Origin of the sequence: Pseudomonas sp. PARCl1 (assembly GCF_947311875.1) — a bacterium.
GTDB classification, from domain to species: Bacteria; Pseudomonadota; Gammaproteobacteria; order Pseudomonadales; family Pseudomonadaceae; genus Aquipseudomonas; species Aquipseudomonas juntendi.
This window is the reverse complement of the sequence record NZ_CAMZMX010000020.1, coordinates 41333-61300: the sequence shown is the minus strand read 5'-3', so window position 1 is coordinate 61300 and position 19968 is coordinate 41333. Positions and strand designations below refer to the sequence as shown.

At 62.1% G+C, this 19968-nt stretch carries 15 protein-coding genes, 1 other RNA gene and 1 pseudogene; 6 read left to right on the top strand and 11 right to left on the bottom strand.

What is annotated here, in order from left to right:
* Nucleotides 1-231: 231 nt before the first annotated feature.
* From QME24_RS13315 to QME24_RS13280, 8 genes and pseudogenes are all read right to left on the bottom strand, one after another.
* Nucleotides 232-507, bottom strand: coding sequence for a hypothetical protein (locus tag QME24_RS13315; RefSeq protein ID WP_280091275.1), 276 nt, complete (start codon nt 505-507; stop codon nt 232-234).
* Nucleotides 504-1483, bottom strand: a pseudogene (locus QME24_RS13310) (integrase domain-containing protein). Before QME24_RS13310 ends, QME24_RS13315 begins: the two are co-directional and overlap by 4 nt.
* A gap of 940 nt (nt 1484-2423) precedes the next feature.
* Nucleotides 2424-3680, bottom strand: coding sequence for an integrase domain-containing protein (locus tag QME24_RS13305; protein WP_281690859.1), 1257 nt, complete (start codon nt 3678-3680; stop codon nt 2424-2426).
* Between the two features lie 187 nt (nt 3681-3867).
* Nucleotides 3868-4266: a transfer-messenger RNA gene (gene ssrA, locus QME24_RS13300) on the bottom strand.
* 99 nt (nt 4267-4365) lie between these two features.
* Complete coding sequence (locus QME24_RS13295) at nt 4366-4656, bottom strand: hypothetical protein (protein ID WP_280091273.1); 291 nt, start codon at nt 4654-4656, stop codon at nt 4366-4368.
* Nucleotides 4657-4931: 275 nt separating this feature from the next.
* On the bottom strand, nt 4932-7742 hold the full coding sequence (locus QME24_RS13290; protein ID WP_280091272.1) for an FAD-binding and (Fe-S)-binding domain-containing protein: 2811 nt from the start codon (nt 7740-7742) through the stop codon (nt 4932-4934).
* A 75-nt stretch (nt 7743-7817) separates the two neighbouring features.
* On the bottom strand, nt 7818-8963 hold the full coding sequence (gene lldD / locus QME24_RS13285) for an FMN-dependent L-lactate dehydrogenase LldD (protein ID WP_009685323.1): 1146 nt from the start codon (nt 8961-8963) through the stop codon (nt 7818-7820).
* A 63-nt stretch (nt 8964-9026) separates the two neighbouring features.
* Nucleotides 9027-10697, bottom strand: a complete 1671-nt coding sequence (locus tag QME24_RS13280; protein WP_009685324.1) for a lactate permease LctP family transporter — start codon at nt 10695-10697, stop codon at nt 9027-9029.
* Nucleotides 10698-10952: 255 nt separating this feature from the next.
* Here QME24_RS13280 and QME24_RS13275 point away from each other — a divergent pair, with 255 nt between their 5' ends.
* Nucleotides 10953-11720: a GntR family transcriptional regulator gene (locus QME24_RS13275; protein WP_054881451.1), complete on the top strand. Its 768-nt coding sequence runs from the start codon at nt 10953-10955 to the stop codon at nt 11718-11720.
* A 169-nt stretch (nt 11721-11889) separates the two neighbouring features.
* Here the strand turns inward: QME24_RS13275 and smpB are convergent, their stop codons facing one another.
* Nucleotides 11890-12372, bottom strand: coding sequence for an SsrA-binding protein SmpB (gene smpB / locus QME24_RS13270; RefSeq protein ID WP_029887491.1), 483 nt, complete (start codon nt 12370-12372; stop codon nt 11890-11892).
* Between the two features lie 163 nt (nt 12373-12535).
* On the opposite strand from smpB, the gene QME24_RS13265 reads away from it, so the two are divergent.
* A complete protein-coding gene (locus QME24_RS13265) occupies nt 12536-12970 on the top strand; it encodes a type II toxin-antitoxin system RatA family toxin (protein ID WP_009685329.1) in 435 nt (144 codons plus the stop codon).
* A gap of 57 nt (nt 12971-13027) precedes the next feature.
* On the opposite strand, the gene bamE is transcribed toward QME24_RS13265, so the two are convergent.
* Nucleotides 13028-13564, bottom strand: a complete 537-nt coding sequence (gene bamE / locus QME24_RS13260) for an outer membrane protein assembly factor BamE (protein WP_009685330.1) — start codon at nt 13562-13564, stop codon at nt 13028-13030.
* A 97-nt stretch (nt 13565-13661) separates the two neighbouring features.
* On the opposite strand from bamE, the gene fur reads away from it, so the two are divergent.
* Nucleotides 13662-14066, top strand: coding sequence for a ferric iron uptake transcriptional regulator (gene fur / locus QME24_RS13255; protein WP_009685331.1), 405 nt, complete (start codon nt 13662-13664; stop codon nt 14064-14066).
* A gap of 124 nt (nt 14067-14190) precedes the next feature.
* Here fur and recN read toward each other — a convergent pair whose 3' ends face one another.
* A complete protein-coding gene (gene recN, locus QME24_RS13250; protein ID WP_029887492.1) occupies nt 14191-15864 on the bottom strand; it encodes a DNA repair protein RecN in 1674 nt (557 codons plus the stop codon).
* Nucleotides 15865-16057: 193 nt separating this feature from the next.
* Between recN and grpE the strand changes: the two genes are divergently transcribed.
* The 3 genes from grpE (at nt 16058) to dnaJ (ending at nt 19963) form a co-directional block, all read left to right on the top strand.
* On the top strand, nt 16058-16615 hold the full coding sequence (gene grpE / locus QME24_RS13245; protein ID WP_009685333.1) for a nucleotide exchange factor GrpE: 558 nt from the start codon (nt 16058-16060) through the stop codon (nt 16613-16615).
* Between the two features lie 101 nt (nt 16616-16716).
* A complete protein-coding gene (gene dnaK / locus QME24_RS13240; protein WP_009685334.1) occupies nt 16717-18642 on the top strand; it encodes a molecular chaperone DnaK in 1926 nt (641 codons plus the stop codon).
* A 196-nt stretch (nt 18643-18838) separates the two neighbouring features.
* The gene (gene dnaJ, locus QME24_RS13235) at nt 18839-19963 is read left to right on the top strand and encodes a molecular chaperone DnaJ (RefSeq protein WP_009685335.1); all 1125 of its coding nucleotides are present in this window, start codon (nt 18839-18841) and stop codon (nt 19961-19963) included.
* The last annotated feature ends 5 nt before the right edge of the window (nt 19964-19968 follow it).

Genomic DNA, 19968 nt, shown 5'->3' with positions numbered 1-19968 from the left:
GGCCGTTCATGACCGTCCACTTCTGGTCGAGGCTGTTAAAAGATATTTTTGAGTGCGGCAGGTACTCAAAATCGCGCTTCTACGCGAAATCCACATCTGCTGACGTGCCGATAAATTTCAGATCTAACGTAAGCGCGCGCACTTCAATTTTGAAGAAGTGCGTTTACACACTCTGGGCCGGTTGCTGTCGGCCTTGAACGGTGGCTATGAGTCGATAGCAGCCGGTCTCACTCAGAGATTGAAAACCCATGTTTTTTGTAAACGACGGGCGAGCAGCCGCACGGTCAGCAAATAGTAATACCGCGTCGCCTCGCTGCGTCGACTTAGACGATGCTCAAGAAACCAAGCCACATGCTTTTTCTGCCAAGTCCAAGGCGTCTGTCGTTGCCAGCGCTCTGAAATTTCAGCTTGGATGATTCTCGCCTGCCGCAAATGTCGCTGCCGCGTCGCGTGTGATCCGGTCAGCACGCCAGCCAAGAACAACTCCATATCGAATGGCTTGCTCATGTCCGTCCTCCAATGTAGGCCGCGACCACATCGATTCGACCGTGCCCCAGCTCATAGCTGATTTGCCTCCGGGCCTCACGATCAAGGTTCCGATCTACCTGGCAACATTGGCCGCCGTTGATAGGCGCGTGGTGTCGGGTGATTTGCTCGAATCGCTCGCATGCGTACGCCGCTCGAAGCTCATGGAAGCCTTTGAGCTTATGTGCATGCAGGACGTCCCGCGCTGGGCGGATGATTTCCTGCAGAACATTCAGATAGCTTTCGTCTGGCGCAATTAGGTTGCGGCTACTCGCAGGCGACACCTGCCGTGCAAACCCAAGTGCGTCTTGAACATGGTGGTCCACCGCAATCCATCGTGGCGCTGAGGCGCCAGCGCGACCGCCTTTGGTGCCATCTTGAATGTTGATCCTGCCTAGGTCTTCAGCTTCACGGCTCAGCCGTGGTAGGTCAGCCAAGATGGCCTCCCGCAATCGCATGCCAGTGGACCGCGCCAACAGAACGATTGCGGCGGCCCGCAGTTGATGTTGGCTGCAAAGCGCATCGACGATCTGCCTCACGTGTTCGGGTCTTGGCCCTGCGGTACTGACTGGCGTACCTTGGTACGCTGCCTACCCAATGCCTTGCTTGGACTTGGCAGCTTTACGTACTGATCACCGCGGAGCGCTGCCATGGTCCTGTTAACGCTGGATAGCCGGTTTTGTGCGGTGCTGACAGCAAGGTCACCGCGCCTAACCACGTCGCGTAGATAAGCCGCATAGTCCGCCAACACCTTGCGATCAACCTGCCGAGCATCATTGATACCCGGCCCCTGTTCGGAGCGGCACCACTTCACGAATGCTAGCCACCGATCACAGTGCGCTTTGACCGTGCCGTAATGGCCACCGCCAAACATGTCTTTCAGCGCCTGCGGTCCTGCGTAGCTCAATTGCCTGCCATAGCCGAAATTACGACCATCGCGTCTACCCACCAATGCCATATCGGTCACCTCATCTGCCGTTCTCCGATCCTCGCCCCACGTCATCCCGCCAAGAATGCTGAGTGTTATCAGGGATCAAGGCCCCTGCGACCTGTGGGGAATGTCCACTACGCGGGTCTTGCGGCTCCTTACAACCGGGAGCAAGGGCATCTCATGATCTGGCCTCCTGAACACCGTTACCGGTGGGCGGGTGGAGGCAGCACTGGCTGACGAGACCAGCGCCTGAAGATCCTGAGCCGGGTGAACGCAGCAATGCGATGACCGGGCATACCTGACTGTCAGTCAGGTGCAGTCCATTCCGTGGTCTGCGGCACCATCATCTACAGCGCTGTTGCTGGTGACATCGGCGTTTGTCTCGCCGATTGTCACGAGGGGAATTGCCGCAAAGCCATGTGCGATGAGGGCTGCAGCAGTGTTAGAAGTGCCCGTCTCTTTCCACAGAAAGAGACGGGCACAGGTTGGCGCAATAGTCGGCCAAGCGGATAGGCTGCTGCAGGGCAGCGAGGTACGGTGTGTCTGGCGCACGAGGGCCATATGTATAAGAGCATCCATCACTGGGAAGTGACCGGGCGAGCTGCCGGATGCGAATCGCCCTTGGGGAGAACCACCGCGGGAGCGGCGTGACCTTTAAGGTTCGGGTCACCTGGGGTGCTGTCATCGACAGCCTTTGCACGGCCAGTTCTACGCCTGCGGATAAACCCGGTCAAGGGCCGAAATTCAGCGCTCTTGGGGGCGTGAAAAGCGGTTATCCACCGGTGGAACTCCGTGGTAAATCCTGGACAACGTCGTGGCTTTTAGCTCTTCATAATGAGGTCCATCCAAACAGGGCGGCTTTGCAGCCCTGTTTGGATGGACCCGCGCTGAGAAGCGGATAAGCGAGGCTGCTTGCCCCGAGTCTTGAACGTTCAGTTGTTACCGCAATTCTTGCGCCTGCACAGTGCTAACGAATCGGCACCACATTCTTGTCTCTGACTTGGCCGTAGGCTGAGGCAAGCAGGCTGCCGGTGGCTGCTTTCTGGATGTACTCACTCCACCAAGCCATCATCGGACGCCGGCGCTCGATGTAGTCCGCCCGGTTGTAAGCGCTGCGGACCTCATCCTTGTCGACATGCGCCAGTGCGACCTCAATGAGTTCCGGGTCCCACCCATGTTCATTCAAGATGGTGCTCGCCATCGAACGCATGCCGTGGCTGACCAAGCGATCCTGGAAGCCCATGCGTTTCAACGCCATGTTCGCGGTCTGGCTATTGGCGTGGGTGCGTGGATTTCTGTCTGCCGGGAAGACGTATTCGCGATGGCCGCTATGGGTCTTCAGTGACTCCAATAGTGCGATAGCGTGATCACTCAACGGAATGCTGTGTGGGCGGCGCTTCTTCATCCGCTCCGCAGGGATAGTCCAGACACGCCTTTCAAAATCGATGTCTGTCCAGCGAGTGGTCGCCGCCTCGGCGGGGCGAGTCATCGTGTGCAACTGCCATTCGATCAGGCAGCGGGTGGTGCGTTTGATGCTGGCGTTCGCGATCTCCAGCATAAGCTCGGGGAGCTCTTCGGGTGGAAGCGCAGCCATGTTCTCTTTTTTGGGCTTCTTGAAGACTGCCCTGATGCCGCTGAGCGGGTTGGCGAAGATCAGGCCGGAGTTGACGCCGTAGGTCATGATCTCGTTTAGCCGCTGGCTGAGACGCTTGACCGTTTCCAGGCTGCCTTTCGCTTCGATTGGGCGAAGCAGTCCGATCACCATCGGCGCAGTGATTTTCGCGAGTGGGGTCGTCTTCAAATCGGGGAACACGTGCAGCGTGAGCGACCGCCAAATGTCCTCGGCGTAGGCCGGGGTGACCGAGTCCTTCTTAAGCTCGAACCAGGCGGTGGCCACGTTCTCGAAGGTGTGTTCGGTTTCCGCGCGCTTGGCTTCATTCAACGTATTGCGCTGCACCTTCGGATCGATGCCTTGGGCGAGCAGCTCGCGTGCTTCTACTGCCTTCTTTCGTGCATTCGCCAGTGACAGTTCGGGATAGGTCCCAAAGCCGATGTTGATGCGCTTCTTGGTCATCGGTTCGCGGTAGTTGAAATTCCACAGCAACGAGCCGTTGCTGCGTACGCGGAGCTGCAAACCATCACCGTCAGTGAGGACGTAATCCTTGGACGCGGGTTTGACTCCCTTGAGCTGTCGATCGGAGAGGCGGAGGTTTTGAGCAGGCATGAGATTGTCCTCAGGCACTGATTCGGTATTCCAAAGATTAGCACCGGCTGAGCTGGAATACCGTCTGGAATACCCGAACGGCTGGAACTCAAAAACTCTCAAAAGACCGCAAAATCGCTGGAGGCCGCGTATTTACTGGATCGCAGGCACAAAAAAAGACGTCCATGGACGTCTTTGTTTGATCATTTGGTGGAGCCGGGGGGATTTGAACCCCCGTCCGCCAGTACTCCGCTGTCGGTACTACATGCTTAGCCGTGTCTACTGATTTAATCCGCAGCCGCCCGACGGGCAGGGTGCTTTGGATGAGTTGTGTAAGTTTTAGTCACTTCGCCCACAACGTGCTACGCGACGATCCTGTTCTATATGACAATCAGTTCGGGTTTACAGGCATCCCCTAGTGATTGCTGGAGCCGAAGCTACCAGAAGCAACGGGTCAAGAGGACTGCTTACGCAGCCAGCTTGTACTCCGCGCCGAAGGTTTCGTCATTGGCAACTATAAAAGTTGCAACAGTGGATTTACGAGTTCTGTTACCAACTCGGCATGCACCTAGAGTTTCGCTACCGGCGTCGAATCCTAATCGGCCCCTACACTAGCTCTTGGCTAACGCACCTTACGGCACGTGAGCCGGAGTATACGCCATTGTGCGGGCGACGTCGACAGCTGGTCCTGTCGCCCGCGCAGGGCTTAGGCGCCGCCGCTGCCCGTACCGCTGCCTTTATCGGTTTTTTCCAGGCGCTCCAGCACTTTGCTGGTGATGGCGATGCATTCCTTGGTGTCACCCGAGGCCTGGGCAGCCTTGGCTCTGTCGACGTGCTCGGTCAAGGCTTTGTCCAGGCCCTCGGAGGTGGCGCCGGCGGTGGCCATGCTGTCGTCGATTTTTTGCAGGTTGATGGCGCACAGGTCGTCAGCAGCGAACACCGGCGAAGCCAGCAGGGTAGCGGCCGCGAACAGGGCCGAAAGCGCGGTACCTTTCATGGGAGTCTCCTCTGGGGCCTCGGGAAGGTGGGCCTAAAAGATGGACCTTGGCAGTTTTGCAAGGGTTCAATCTTGTTCGTGCCGCGGGGGCGGGGTTGTTTGCGAGAGGGGGGCTTGCCCGCGAACACCGGCTTAGCCGGTGCCAGCTACCGCGCTGGATTCTTCGCGGGCACGCCCGCTCCCACACAGGGCGCGTCGCGCTTGCGGATTGAGTTCTCTTAGCGACAGCGCAGCCCGTTGGGCTGCGTTATCTCCCACAATGAATCGCGCAGGCTTCAGAGGCTGCGGGGGCGGGTGACGCGGTCCACCAGGTAGACCAGGCCGTGGTAGTCGATGCCGCTGTGGCTGCTCAAGCCGATCTCGCAGGTGCGGCTGGTGGAAATGCCTTCGCTGCAGTACTGCACGGCATCCTTCAGGCTGCGCAGCGAGTGGGCGTTGAGCTCGGGGGTGGTGAAGCCCTTGTCGCCAGCGAACCCGCAACAATGAATGCCTTCCGGGATCACTACCTGCTTGCTGCAGCGCCGGGCCAGGTCGATCAGGGCCTGGCTTTCGCCCAGGTGCTGGGTGCTGCAGGTCACGTGCACGGCCACCGGCTCATCCTGGGGGGTGAACTCCAGGCGTTCGAGCAGGTGGGTGCGAATGAAGCGCACGGGGTCGTACAGGTCCAGCCGGGTGTCGCCCAGGTCTTGTACCAGGCGCAGGGTGCAGGGGCTGGTGTCGCAGTAGATCGGGTCAATGCCGCCGCGGCTGGCGTGCAGCAGGGCGTTGATCAGCTCCTGGCGCTTGTGTTCGGCCTGCTCGGGGTAACCCTTGGACGCGAACGGCTGGCCGCAGCACAGGCTGTCGGCGTTGTCGGGGAACACGACCTGGTAGCCGGCCTTTTCCAGCAGGGCGCGGGTCTTGTCCAGCAGCGAGCTTTGCTCGCGGTCGGCATAGGCCGGGCCCATTACCCTGGACACGCAAGCCGCCAGGTACACCACCCGTGGGCGGGCGTCGTTGCTGGCCTGGCCGAAGGCGACCGGGCGCAGCGGTTGGGGCATGGCGGGCGTCCACTGCGGCAGGCGGCCGTTGCTGGCTTTGCGTAGGGTGGCGCTCAAGCGGCCCATGCGTGGGGCGCCGAGCAGCTTGCGCGCGCTGTTGGCTGCGGTCAGGGTCAGGCGGGCGCCGCCCAGTGCGGTGGGGAAGTGCTCGGCCAGCCAGTTGGCGGTGTTGCCGTGGTCGGCAGCCTGGCTGCGCAGTTTCTTTACCAGCTCGCCGGTGTTGATGCCCACGGGGCAGCGCTGGGCGCACAGGCCGGTGGCAGCGCAGGTGTCGATGCCTTGGTACTGGTAGGTGCGCCTCAGCTCGCGGGTGTCGACGCCGGCGCGCTGCTTGGCCTGGATGTCCCGCCACATCACGATGCGCTGGCGGGGGCTGAGGGTCAGGCCCTTGGACGGGCACACGGGTTCGCAGAAGCCGCACTCGATGCACTTGTCGACGATTTCGTCGGCGGCGGGCAGTGGCTTGAGGTTTTTCAGGTGAATGGCTGGGTCGTCACTCAGTACCACATCGGGGTTGAGGATGCCGTTGGGGTCGAGCAGGCGCTTGAGCTGCCACATCAGTTGGTAGGCGTCGTGGCCCCACTCCAGCGCCACGAACGGTGCCATGTTGCGCCCGGTGCCGTGCTCGGCCTTCAGCGAACCGCCGAACTCCACGGCCACCAGTTGCGCCACGTCGTCCATGAATGCCTGGTAACGGGCAACCTCTTCGGCGCTGTTGAACCCTTGGGTGAACACGAAGTGCAGGTTGCCTTCCAGGGCGTGGCCGAAAATGATCGCTTCGTCATAACGGTGCTTGTCGAACAGCTGAATCAGGCGGTTCACGCCCTCGGCCAGTTGCTCGACCGGGAAGGTCACGTCTTCGATGATGACGGTGGTGCCGGTCTGGCGCACGGCGCCGACGGCGGGGAAGGTGTCTTTGCGGATTTTCCACAGCTGGTTGTACACCGCCGGGTCTTCGCTGAAGTCCACGCGCTGCTCCAGCGGGAAGTCGGCGATCGAGGCCATTACCTGCTGCAGTTGCTCGTGCAGCAGGCTCTGGCTGGCCGCGCGTGACTCGATCAGCAGGGCGCAGGCGTTGGCCGACAGGCCTTTCACCCACAGCGGCATGCCGGCCATGTCCTGCACCGAGCGCAGGCTGCGGCGGTCGAGCAGTTCCACGGCCGACACCGGCTGGCGCTTGAGTACCGGCACCGCGCGGCAGCAGCTTTCCACGCTGGGGAACACCAGCAGGGCGCTGGCCTTGTGCGGGTGGTCGGGCACGGTGTTGTAGGTAACAGCGCTGATAAAGCCCAGGGTGCCTTCGGAGCCGACCAGCAAGTGCTGCAGAATATCCAACGGCTGGTCGTAGTCCACCAGCGCGTTCAGCGACAGGCCGGTGGTGTTCTTCAGCCGGTACTTGTGCCGGATGCGCTCGGCCAATGCCGTGTTGGCGCGGGTTTCGCGGCCCAGGCGGGCCAGCGCTTGCAGCAGCTCGGCATGGCTGGCTTCAAAGGCCGCCACGCTGGCCGGGTCTTCGCTGTCCAGGCGGGTGCCGTCTGCCAGCACCAGGCGCAGGCCGGCCAGGGTGTGGTAGGTGTTCTGGGCGGTGCCGCAGCACATGCCGCTGGCGTTGTTGGCGACGATACCGCCGATCTTGCAGGCGTTGATCGAGGCCGGGTCGGGGCCGATCTTGCGCCCGAACGGGGCCAGCCAGGCGTTGGCCTGGGCGCCGATCACCCCGGGCTGCAGGCGGATCTGTTCGCCTTGGCCACGGATCTCGCGGCCGTTCCAGTTATCGCCCAACACAATCAGCACCGAGTCGCTGATGGCCTGGCCAGACAGGCTGGTGCCGGCGGCGCGGAAGGTGACCGGCACCCGGTCGCGTTGGGCCAGCTTGATCAGGCCGACCACTTCGTCTTCGGACTCGACGCGCACCACCAGCTTGGGGATCAGCCGGTAGAAGCTGGCGTCGGTGCCGAAGGCCAGCGTCGAGGTGGGGTCGTCGAAGCGGCGTGCGGCGGGGATCAGGCGCTCGGCATCACGCAGAAACGCGGCGGGCAGGCTCATGCAGTCTCCTCGCGGGGCTGTGGCCTCTGCGTGCCACATGCCCCGGGTCTATCAGGCGGTCGTTGGTGCAGGCGCTCAGGCGCCCAGTTCGCGTACCAGCGAGTCGCGGGTGATTTCGCTGATGGTCTTGGCGCCGGTCAGCACCATGGCTACGCGCATTTCCTTCTCGAACAGCTCCAGCAGGTTTTTCACCCCGGCCTGGCCATGCACGGCCAGCGCATAGAGGAAGGCGCGGCCAATCAGCACGGTGTCGGCACCCAGGGCGATCATGCGTACCACATCCAGGCCGCTGCGAATGCCGGAGTCGGCGAGAATCTTCAAGTCACCTTTCACCGCATCGGCAATGGCCGGCAGGGCACGGGCGCTGGACAGCACGCCATCGAGCTGGCGGCCACCGTGGTTGGACACGACGATGCCGTCGGCACCGAACTTGACCGCATCGCGGGCATCATCGGCATCCAGGATGCCTTTGATGATCATCGGGCCATCCCAGAACTCGCGGATCCACTCCAGGTCCTTCCAGGAAATGGACGGGTCGAAGTTGTTGCCCAGCCAGCCGATGTAGTCGGCCAGGCCGGTGGGGTTGCCCCGGTACTTGGAGATGTTGCCCAAATCGTGCGGGCGGCCCATCACGCCCACGTCCCAGGCCCACTCGGGGTGGGTCATGGCTTGCAGCACGCGGCGCAGCGGGCCGTGCTTGCCGCTCATGCCAGAGTGGGCGTCGCGGTAGCGGGCGCCGGGCACGGGCATGTCCACGGTGAACACCAGGGTCTTGACCCCGGCCGCCTTGGCCCGCTCCAGGGCGTTGCGCATGAAGCCGCGGTCCTTGAGCACGTACAGCTGGAACCACATGGGGCGGTCGATGGCTGGCGCCACTTCTTCGATCGGGCACACCGACACCGTAGACATGGTGAACGGGATGCCATGGGCCGCCGCTGCCCGCGCCGCCTGCACTTCGCCACGGCGGGCGTACATGCCGGTGAGGCCGACCGGGGCCAGGGCCACGGGCATGCTCAGGGTTTCGCCGAACAGTGTGGTCTGCAGGCTGAGCTCGGACATGTTCTTCAGCACGCGCTGGCGCAAGGCAATGCTCGCCAGGTCGGCGACGTTGTGGCGCAGCGTGTGCTCGGCGTAGGCACCGCCGTCGGCATAGTGGAACAGGAAAGGAGGCAGCTTGCGTTGGGCCGCGGCGCGATAGTCGGTAGAGGCAGAAATGATCATGGATTCTCGCAGCGTTGCTTGGGGGGTATGCCAGGCGCCCGATGGCGCCCGGCCCCTTTCACTTTAGTGATGAACCAGCATGCCGGTCAGCCAGTAAGCCTGGATCAGGGTTATCAGGCCGACGATGGTGGCAAAGAACAGGCTGTGCTTGACGGTGAAGCGGAACAGGTCGGATTCCTTGCCGACCAGGCCGGTGGCGGCGCAGGCCACGGCGATCGATTGCGGCGAGATCATCTTGCCGGTCACGCCGCCGCTGGTGTTGGCCGCTACCAGCAGGGTGTCGTTGACCCCGATCTGGTGGGCGGTGGTGGCCTGCAGCGAGCTGAACAGGGCGTTGGACGAGGTGTCCGACCCGGTCAGGAACACACCCAGCCAGCCAAGGAACGGCGAGAAGAACGGGAACGCCGCGCCAGTGCCGGCCAGCACCAGGGCCATGGTCGACGACATGCCCGAGTAGTTGGTGACGAAGGCGAAGGCGAGCACCATGCCAATCGACAGGATGGGCCAGCGCAGCTCCCAGAAGGTCTCTTTGAAAGTGGTAAGACCAGTTTTGAAATTGATTTTCAGCACCGCCATGGAGATCAGTGCCGAGAGGAAGATCGCGGTGCCGGTGGCGGAGATCGGGTCCAGCTTGAACACTGCGGGCATGGCGGTTGGCGCGGCCACGATCGGTGCGGTCTTGATCACCAGTTGGTCAAGGTGCGGGATGGCGAAGTTGAACACGAAGTTGTACATCGCGCCGCCCGGGGCGAAGGCGGCCTTGAACGGTTTCAGGGTCCAGATGGTGACCAGCACGGTCAGGATCAGGAACGGCGACCAGGCCTTGAAAATTTCGCCAAAGCTGTAAGGGCTTGGCTGGCTGCCGCTTGGCTGCACCACGGCGGCACCCACGCTGGCCTTGGCTTCGCCGAACGCGCGCTTGGGTTGCCACACTTTCAGGAACAGGGTGAGGCAGATCAGGCTGGCCAGGGCCGAGGTGATGTCTGGCAGCTCGGGGCCGATGAAGTTCGAGGTGAAGTACTGGGTCACGGCAAAGCTCAGGCCGGCGACCAGGGCAGCAGGCCAGGTTTCTTTCACACCGCGCAGGCCGTCCATCATGAACACCAGCCAGAACGGCACGAACAGCGACAGCAGCGGCAGCTGGCGGCCGGTCATGGCGCCGATGTGGAAGGCGTCGATACCGGTCACCTGGCCGGCCACGATGATCGGGATGCCCAGGGCGCCGAAGGCGACCGGTGCGGTGTTGGCGATCAGGCACAGGCCGGCGGCGTACAGTGGGTTGAAGCCCAGGCCGACCAGCAGTGCGGCGGTGATGGCCACCGGCGCGCCGAAGCCTGCCGCACCTTCCAGAAACGCGCCGAAGCAGAAGCCGATCAGCAGTACCTGCAGGCGCTGGTCGTCGGTGATCGACAGCACCGAGCTGCGGATCACTTCGAACTGGCCGCTCTTGACCGTGAGTTTGTACAGGAACACCGCGGCAACGATGATCCAGGCAATTGGCCAAAGGCCGTAAAGGAAGCCGTAACCTGCGGCAGCCAGCGCCATGTCGACCGGCATCTGGAAGGCGAATATGGCCACCAGTACCGACAAGGCCAGGGTAATGCTACCCGCCACGTGGCCCTTCAGGCGGAACACGGCGAGGGCAAGGAAGAAGAACACGATGGGAATGACCGCCGCCAGTGCGGACAGGCCAAGACTACCAAGCGGGCTATAGAGTTGTTGCCAGGTTTGCATATGGGGTGGCCCCTAATTGTTGTTGGTCAGGCGCTGGCATTGGATAATTGGTAAGACCAATTTACAATGGCTGGTCGCTAGGTTAAAAGCGCTGTCGTGGGTGTGTCAATTTGTCCCGTGCAAAACTTTGGTCGCGTGCCGATGAGCGGGCAGCTGATGTGCCGGGAAAATCGTGGCCTGGTGGGTGTTCGCGCGCGCTGGATCGGCGAGAATAGGCACCCCCGGGTGTGTGCCGGGGTTTGTGGAGAGCATGTGATGGTTTTTGATCAGGTTCGCCAACGGCGCCTGTCCGACGATATTGTCGATCGGTTGGAAGCGATGATTCTGGAGGGCACCCTCACGTCGGGGCAGCGGCTGCCCGCCGAGCGTGCGCTTGCCGAACAGTTCGGCGTGTCGCGCCCGTCACTGCGTGAGGCGATCCAGAAACTGGTGGCCAAGGGCTTGTTGGTCAGCCGGCAGGGGGGCGGCAACTTTGTCGCCGAGTCGTTGGGGTCCACCTTCAGTGACCCGCTGTTGCAGCTGCTGGAACACAGCCCCGAGGCCCAGCGCGACCTGCTCGAGTTTCGCCATACGCTGGAGGCGTCCTGTGCGTATTACGCGGCGCAACGCGCTACCGAGCCAGACCGGGCGCGGCTGAAGGCGGCGTTCGACACGCTGCAGGACTGCTACGCCAGGGTCGATGAGGTGACCCGGGCCGAGGAGGGCGCGGCCGATGCGCGCTTCCACCTGGCAATTGCCGAGGCCAGCCATAACGCGGTGCTGTTGCACACCATTCGTGGCCTGTTCGACCTGCTCAAGCGCAACGTGGTGACCAACATCGGTGGCATGTACCAGCAGCGGACCGAGACCCGCGACATGCTGATCAGCCAGCACCGCGAGCTTTACCTGGCGATTGTCGAGGGCAGGGCGGAGGAGGCGCGAGAGGTGTCCAGCCGGCACATTCTGTATGTGCAGGAAGTGCTGGAAGAGGCGCATGAGGAGGCGCAGCGGGTGGCGCGGGCGGAGCGGCGTAGCGGGCGTTGACTCGGTCTCTTCATGCATGTGCGGTTAATGTAGGAGCGGCCTTGTGTCGCGATGGGCTGCGAAGCGGCCCCTGGGCTTCGGCAATGAGCCGAGATTGCTGGGGCTGCTTCGCAGCCCATCGCGACACAAGGCCGCTCCTACACTGACCGCGCTGCTGACAAAGAAGGTTTTAGTCTTCCTTGCCCTTGTTGCGCACCGCCCGCTGCAGCTCGCGGTTGGAATCGCGTTCGCGCACGGTGTCGCGCTTGTCGAATTCCTTCTTGCCCTTGCCCAGTGCAATTTCGCACTTGATCAGGTGCTTGCTCCAGTACAGCGACAACGCCACGCAGGTGTAACCCTTTTGCGCCACCGCCGCTTCCAGGCGTTCGAGCTCGCGCTTGTTCAGCAGCAGCTTGCGCGTGCGCATCGGGTCGGCGATCACGTGGGTGCTGGCCGTGGTCAGCGGGGTGATGTGGCTGCCGAACAGCCAGGCCTCACCGTCCTTGAGCAGCACGTAGCTGTCCACGAGGTGCGCCTTGCCGGCTCGCAGGCTTTTTACTTCCCAACCGGACAGGACCAGCCCGGCCTCGAACTTGTGTTCGATGAAGTAATCGTGTCGCGCTTTTTTGTTCTGCGCGATGGTCCCGGTCGGATGTTTCTTTTGTTTAGCCATAGGGCCGGCATTATAGGCAAGACCGTGCGTCGTTCGCTATGGGATTTCGGTGTGCTTGAGCCACCGCAATGAATACCGGACAATACAAGCCCTGTCCTGCCGACAGAATCTGTTTTTGGCACGCTGCGAAGCGCCGCCACCCAGCCTTGGAAGTGACGCCTGGATGACTACCCATATTCAACGCTCCGCCCTGCTGCCATACCCCGCCCAGGCGCTCTACGATCTGGTCAACGACGTGGCCAGCTACCCGCAGTTCCTGCCGTGGTGCTCGGCCGCGACGGTGATCGACAGCAGCGAAACGCACATGCGTGCCAAGCTCGAAGTGGCCAAGGGCGGCATGAGCCAGCACTTTGTGACGCGCAACGTGCTGGTGCCCGGGCAGTCCATCGAAATGAACCTGGAGGAAGGCCCTTTTACCCAATTGCATGGGGTGTGGGTGTTCAAGCCTTTGGGCGAGAAGGCCTGCAAAATCAGCCTGGATTTGTCGTTCGATTACGCCGGGCCCATTGTGCGTGCCACGTTGGGGCCGCTGTTCAACCAGGCGGCGAACACCCTGGTCGATGCGTTCTGCCAGCGTGCCAAGCAGCTGAACGGCTGATCAGGCAGGCAGCAACAAAAAGCCCGGAACAAGTCCGGGCTTTTTTGTTGCTTTCGATTACCGGGTTTCCAGCGGTGCTGGCGTAGGCACCGGGGTGGTCTCGATGGTATCGATTTCGCGCTGGATGGCCTCTTCGGTCGAACCAGGCTTGGCGGGTTGCTCCGCCGGTTGTGTGGCGGGCTGCTCGGTTTGGCCTGGCTCGGTGCCGGGGCTGACCGTGGTATCGCTGCTGCCACCCAGAATTTCCTGGTCGCGGCTAACGCCTGGCATAAAGTCGCCAGACAGGCTGACCAGTTGGTCGCTGTCGTTGAAGAAAATGCTCATGCGCTCCTGCTGGCGTTGGCCGCCACCAGGCTGCAGGCTGTAAAGGTAATCCCAACGGTTGGTGTTGAAAGTGTCCTGAATCAGCGGGTTGCCCATGATAAACCGCACTTGCCGTCGGGTCATTCCCGGGCGCAATTGGTCTATCATGTCCTGCGTGACGACATTGCCCTGCTGGATGTCGATTTTGTAAACCCCGGGAAACGAGCAACCGGCGAGTGCGAGCAGTCCCGCGAGGGCGAGGCTGTTTAGCAAGAGCTTGGTGTTTTGCATCGGTGGGCGACTTCCACTATCTTGGCTGGACAACGTAAACCCCGATCATACCCGTATTAAGAGAAGCTGCGAAGCAGCATCGGCGAGAAAGCTGACCATGGTTGAAAATAGCGAATTACGCAAAGCCGGTCTCAAGGTAACCCTGCCTCGAGTCAAGATCCTTCAGATGCTCGACTCTGCCGAGCAGCGTCACATGAGCGCCGAGGATGTCTACAAGGCGCTGATGGAGGCTGGCGAGGACGTTGGCCTGGCTACCGTGTACCGCGTACTGACCCAGTTCGAAGCGGCGGGTCTGGTGGTTCGCCACAACTTCGACGGCGGTCATGCGGTATTCGAACTGGCCGATGGCGGTCACCACGACCATATGGTCGACGTGGATACCAGTGAAGTCATCGAGTTCATGGACGCCGCCATCGAGAAGCGTCAGCGTGAAATCGTAGAGGAACACGGTTTCGAACTGGTGGACCACAATCTGGTCCTGTACGTGCGTAAGAAGAAGTAACGATTCAATCGTTATGGACAGCAAAGGCGACCTTCGGGTCGCCTTTGTGCTTTTAAGGGCAGTAGGTCAGTGAGCGGCATTGCGTCGCGACAGGGCCGCAAGCGGCCCCGGAAATCCAGTGGCTTCAGGCCTTGCTGGTGACCACCATCTTGCGCGCATGCGCCAGGGATTCCTTGGTCAGGTCGATGCCGCCCAGCATGCGTGCGACTTCTTCCACGCGCTCGCGCTTGCCCAGGCTGGCCACGGCGGTGTGGGTGGTGTCGCTGTTGCGCACCTTGTGCACGAACAGGTGGTGGTGCCCCTGCGCTGCCACCTGCGGCAGGTGGGTCACGGTCAGCACCTGGCCGCGCTCACCCAGCCGGCGCAGCAACTGGCCGACGATTTCCGCGGTGGGCCCGCCGATACCCACATCCACTTCGTCGAATACCAGCGTGGGAATGCGCGAGGTCTGTGCCGTGATCACCTGGATCGCCAGGCTGATGCGCGACAGTTCGCCACCCGACGCAACCTTGGCCAGGCCCTTGAGGGGTTGCCCCGGGTTGGCGCTGACCAGCAGCTCGATCTGCTCCAGGCCATGCGGCGAGAGCTCCGTACCCTCGTGCGGGGTCAGCTCGATACGGAAGCGCCCGCCAGGCATGCCCAGGCGCTGGATTTCCTGTTCCACCGCCACCGCCAATTGCTGGGCGGCCTGCCGGCGCAGGGCGCTGAGTTCGCTGGCCCGCTCTTTATAGTGCTGGGCGTACGCAGCCAGCTCTTCGCCCAGCTGTTCAATCGATTCATCGCTGGCGTTCAGGCCTTCCAGCTCTTCCATCAGTTGCTGCTGCAGGTGGGGCAGCTCGGTCGGGTGCACACGGTGTTTGCGCGCCAGGGTATAGATGGTGTCGAGGCGCTCCTCCAGTGCCTGCAGGCGCATCGGGTCGGCATCGAAGTTGTCCAGGAAGCGGTTGAGCTCACCCACCGCTTCTTCAACCTGGATCTGCGCGCTGGCGATCAGGTTGGCCGCCTCGGTCAGCGCCTTGGGCGACTGGGTGGCGGCGCCCAGGCGGTTGAGGCTGGCGGTGAGGGCGCTGAGTACGTTGCCCGAATCGCTTTCGCTGCACTGGTCGATGACCTGGCGGCAGATACCGAACAGGGCTTCGGCGCTGGTCAGGTTCTTGTGTTCCTGCTCCAGCTGTTCCAGCTCGTGCTCGCCGAGGGCAAGGTTGTCCAGCTCTTCCAGCTGGTAGCTGAGCAGTTGATGGCGGGCGCGCTGCTCGTCACCGGAGTTGGACAGGCGCTCCAGTTCCAGGCGGGTTTGCTGCCAGCGTTTGGCGGCCAGTTGCACCTGGCGGGCCAGGTCGACAGCACCGGCGTACTCGTCTAGCAGGCGGCGGTGGGTGTCGGTTTTCAGTAGCGACTGGTGCTCATGCTGGCTGTGGATGTCGATCAGCAGTTCGCCCAGGGCCTTGAGGTCGCCGAGCGGGCACGGGGTGCCGTTGATGTAGCCCCGGCTGCGCCCTTCGGCGGTGATGACCCGGCGCAAAATGCACAGGCCGTCGCTGTCCATGTCGCGCTCGGCCAGCCAGGTGTGCGCCTCGGGGATGTCCACCAGGTCGAAGGTGGCCAGGATATCGGCCTTGTCGGTGCCAGGGCGCACCACGCCGCTGTCGGCCCGGTCGCCCAGGGCCAGGCCGAGGGCGTCGAGCATGATCGATTTGCCAGCGCCGGTCTCGCCCGTGATGACGGACATGCCGCGGGCGATTTCGAGGTCGAGGTGTTCGACGATGGCGTAGTTGTGAATGGACAGGTGCACCAGCATGGGGGGCGGCTCCCGAAAAGTCAGGTCTGGTTATTTATACAGTACTTTTTTCAGGCCTGCCAATGCCTCTTGGCGGATTCTGTTTGTGCCTGAAAACCCGCTTGCCCCTTGAAGCTGGTTTTTCCGGCCCCATATAGCCGACAACCAAGGCGAGCCTGGCTCGCAGTCCACAAAATTGCGCAGGAGAGACCCCATGGCTGACGAACAGCTGAACGAAAAAGACCTTAATGTTGAAGAAACCGGTGCCCAAGCCACTGCGGATGCCCGTGTTCTGGAACTCGAGGAACAGCTGGCCGCCGCCAAGGACCAATCGCTGCGCGCCGTGGCCGACTTGCAGAACGTGCGCCGCCGCGCCGAGCAGGATGTCGAGAAAGCCCACAAGTTCGCCCTGGAGAAGTTCTCCAGCGACCTGCTGCCGGTGATCGACAGCCTGGAACTGGCCCTGGCCCACTCCAGCGCCGAGGATGAAAACGTCAAGCAGATCCGCGAAGGCGTGGAGCTGACCCTGAAAATGTTCCAGGACACCCTCAAGCGCTACAACCTCGAAGCGGTCGACCCGCATGGCCAGCCGTTCAACCCTGAGCACCACCAGGCCATGGCCATGCAGGAAAGCGCTGACGTAGAGCCTAACAGCGTGTTGAACGTGTTCCAGAAGGGTTACCTGCTCAACGGCCGCCTGCTGCGCCCCGCCATGGTGGTGGTCAGCAAGGCGCCGAGCGCGGCGCAACCCTCGATCAATGAAAAGGCTTGAAATCCGTCGGGGCATCCCCATCTAGGTGTCAAGCCTTCAAGTATTACCGCAGTTGGCCAAATTAGTCGCTGCTACCAAATTCAAGTTTCGGGAGAGTTAACATGGGCAAGATCATCGGTATCGACCTGGGGACCACCAACTCGTGCGTCTCTATTCTGGAAAACGGTAACGTCAAAGTCATCGAAAACGCCGAGGGTGCGCGTACTACCCCTTCGATCGTGGCCTACGCCAACGATGGCGAAATCCTGGTTGGCCAATCGGCCAAGCGCCAGGCCGTCACCAACCCGCACAACACCCTGTTCGCCGTGAAGCGCCTGATCGGCCGCCGCTTCGAAGAAGACGTCGTGCAGAAAGACATCAAGCTGGTGCCCTACAAAATCGTCAAGGCCAGCAATGGCGACGCTTGGGTACAAGCGGGCGGCAAAGACATGGCACCGCCGCAAATCAGCGCTGAAGTGCTGAAGAAAATGAAGAAAACCGCCGAAGACTACCTCGGCGAGGCCGTGACCGAAGCGGTAATCACCGTGCCGGCCTACTTCAACGACAGCCAGCGCCAGGCTACCAAAGACGCCGGCCGCATCGCGGGCCTGGACGTAAAACGTATCATCAACGAGCCGACTGCCGCTGCACTGGCCTACGGCATGGACAAGGCCAAGGGCGACCACACCGTCATCGTCTATGACCTGGGTGGTGGTACCTTCGACGTGTCGGTCATTGAAATTGCCGAAGTCGACGGCGAGCACCAGTTCGAAGTACTGGCTACCAACGGCGACACCTTCCTGGGTGGCGAAGACTTCGACATGCGCCTGATCGACTACCTCGTCGACGAGTTCAAGAAAGAGTCGGGCATGGACCTGAAGAACGATCCACTGGCCCTGCAGCGTCTGAAAGAAGCTGCTGAAAAAGCCAAGATCGAGCTGTCGTCCGCTCAGTCGACCGACGTCAACCTGCCGTACATCACTGCAGACGCCACCGGTCCGAAGCACCTGAACGTGAAAATCTCCCGCGCCAAGCTGGAGTCGCTGGTCGAAGACCTGGTTACCCGTACCATCGAGCCATGCCGCGTAGCGCTGAAAGACGCCGGCATCGACGCCAGCAAGATCGACGACGTGATCCTGGTCGGTGGCCAGACCCGTATGCCGCTGGTGCAGAAGGCCGTTGCTGACTTCTTCGGCAAAGAAGCCCGCAAGGACGTCAACCCGGACGAAGCCGTGGCCATGGGTGCTGCCATTCAGGGCGCGGTACTGGCAGGTGACGTGAAAGACGTGCTGCTGCTGGACGTCAGCCCGCTGACCCTGGGTATCGAAACCATGGGCGGCGTGATGACTTCGCTGATCGAGAAGAACACCACCATCCCGACCAAGAAGTCGCAGGTGTTCTCGACTGCCGACGACAACCAGGGCGCTGTGACCATTCACGTGCTGCAGGGTGAGCGTAAGCAGGCTGCGCAGAACAAGTCGCTGGGCAAGTTCGACCTGGCCGACATTCCGCCAGCGCCACGCGGTGTGCCGCAAATCGAAGTGACCTTCGACATCGACGCCAACGGCATCCTGCACGTCAGCGCCAAAGACAAGGCCACCGGCAAGTCGCAGTCGATCGTGATCAAGGCCAACTCCGGCCTGTCGGACGAAGAAATCGAGCGCATGGTGCGTGACGCCGAGGCCAACGCCGAGGAAGACCGCAAGTTTGAAGAGCTGGCTGCTGCCCGTAACCAGGGTGATGCGCTGGTTCACTCGACCCGCAAGATGGTCGCTGACGCCGGTGACAAGGTTACCGCTGAAGAGAAAACCGCCATCGAGGCTGCCGTGGTTGCCCTGGAAGCCGCTGTCAAAGGCGACGACAAGGCCGCTATCGACGCCAAGGTCGAAGAGCTGTCCAAGGTCTCTGCCCCGGTTGCCCAGAAGATGTACGCCGAGCAGTCGGCCGAACAGCCTCAGGGTGGCGCGCAGCAGGCCGAGCCGGAAGCCAAGCACGATGACGTGGTTGACGCCGAGTTCGAAGAAGTCAAAGGCGACGACAAGAAGTAATCGTTGCATGTTGTCGGCCAGTTCACCGTGGTTTGTCGGTGAACTGGTAGGATGTCGCCGCGCGGGGGCTTGCTCCCGCGTTGGCGTATCTGGAATTCGAGAATTTTTACAGCATCTGTCAGCGGCCCCACTGGGCGAGCGCAGGTGCTGATGGCGTGGCGCAGATGCCACACGCCCAACAAGGTGCAAATGACCTATGTCCAAGCGTGATTATTATGAGGTTCTGGGTGTCGAGCGCGGCGCCACCGAGGCAGACCTCAAAAAGGCTTATCGCCGTCTGGCGATGAAATACCACCCGGACCGCAACCCGGGCGATAAAGAGTCCGAAGACAAGTTCAAAGAGGCCAACGAGGCCTACGAAGTGCTGTCTGATGCAAGCAAGCGCGCGGCGTTCGACCAGTATGGCCATGCCGGTGTGGACCCGAGCATGGGTGGCGGCGGCCCTGGTTTCGGTGGCGCCAACTTCTCCGACATCTTCGGCGATGTGTTCAGCGACTTCTTCGGCGGTGGCCGCGGTGGCGGACGCGGTGGCGCCCAGCGTGGCAGCGACCTGCGTTACACCCTGGAGCTGAACCTGGAAGAAGCGGTGCGCGGCACTACGGTCAGCATCCGTGTGCCGACCCTGGTCAACTGCCAGCCGTGCGATGGCTCCGGCGCCAAGAAGGGCTCCACCCCGTCGACCTGCCCCACCTGTGGTGGCATCGGCCAGGTCCGCATGCAGCAGGGCTTCTTCTCGGTGCAGCAAACCTGCCCGCGTTGCCATGGCCAGGGCAAGATCATCACCGACCCTTGCACCTCGTGCCACGGCGAAGGCCGCGTCGAGGAATACAAGACCCTGTCGGTCAAGGTGCCGGCCGGTGTCGATACCGGTGACCGCATCCGCCTGTCGGGTGAAGGCGAGGCCGGCACCCATGGTGGCCCGACCGGCGACCTGTATGTGGTGATCAGTGTGCGTGAGCACGAGATCTTCCAGCGTGACGGCAAGCACCTGTACTGCGAAGTGCCGATCAGCTACACCGATGCTGCCCTGGGCGGCGAGCTGGAAGTGCCGACCCTCGATGGCCGCGTGAAGCTGCGTATTCCGGAAGGCACCCAGACCGGCAAGCAGTTCCGCTTGCGTGGCAAGGGTGTGGCGCCGGTGCGCGGTGGTGGTGCCGGTGACCTGCTGTGCCGTGTGGCGGTGGAAACCCCGGTCAACCTCAGCCGCCGTCAGCGCGAACTGCTCGAAGAGCTGCGTGATTCGCTGGAAGGCGACAGCTCGCACTCGCCCAAGGCCAGTGGCTGGTTCGATGGCGTGAAGCGCTTCTTCGGCGATCTCTGACAAGG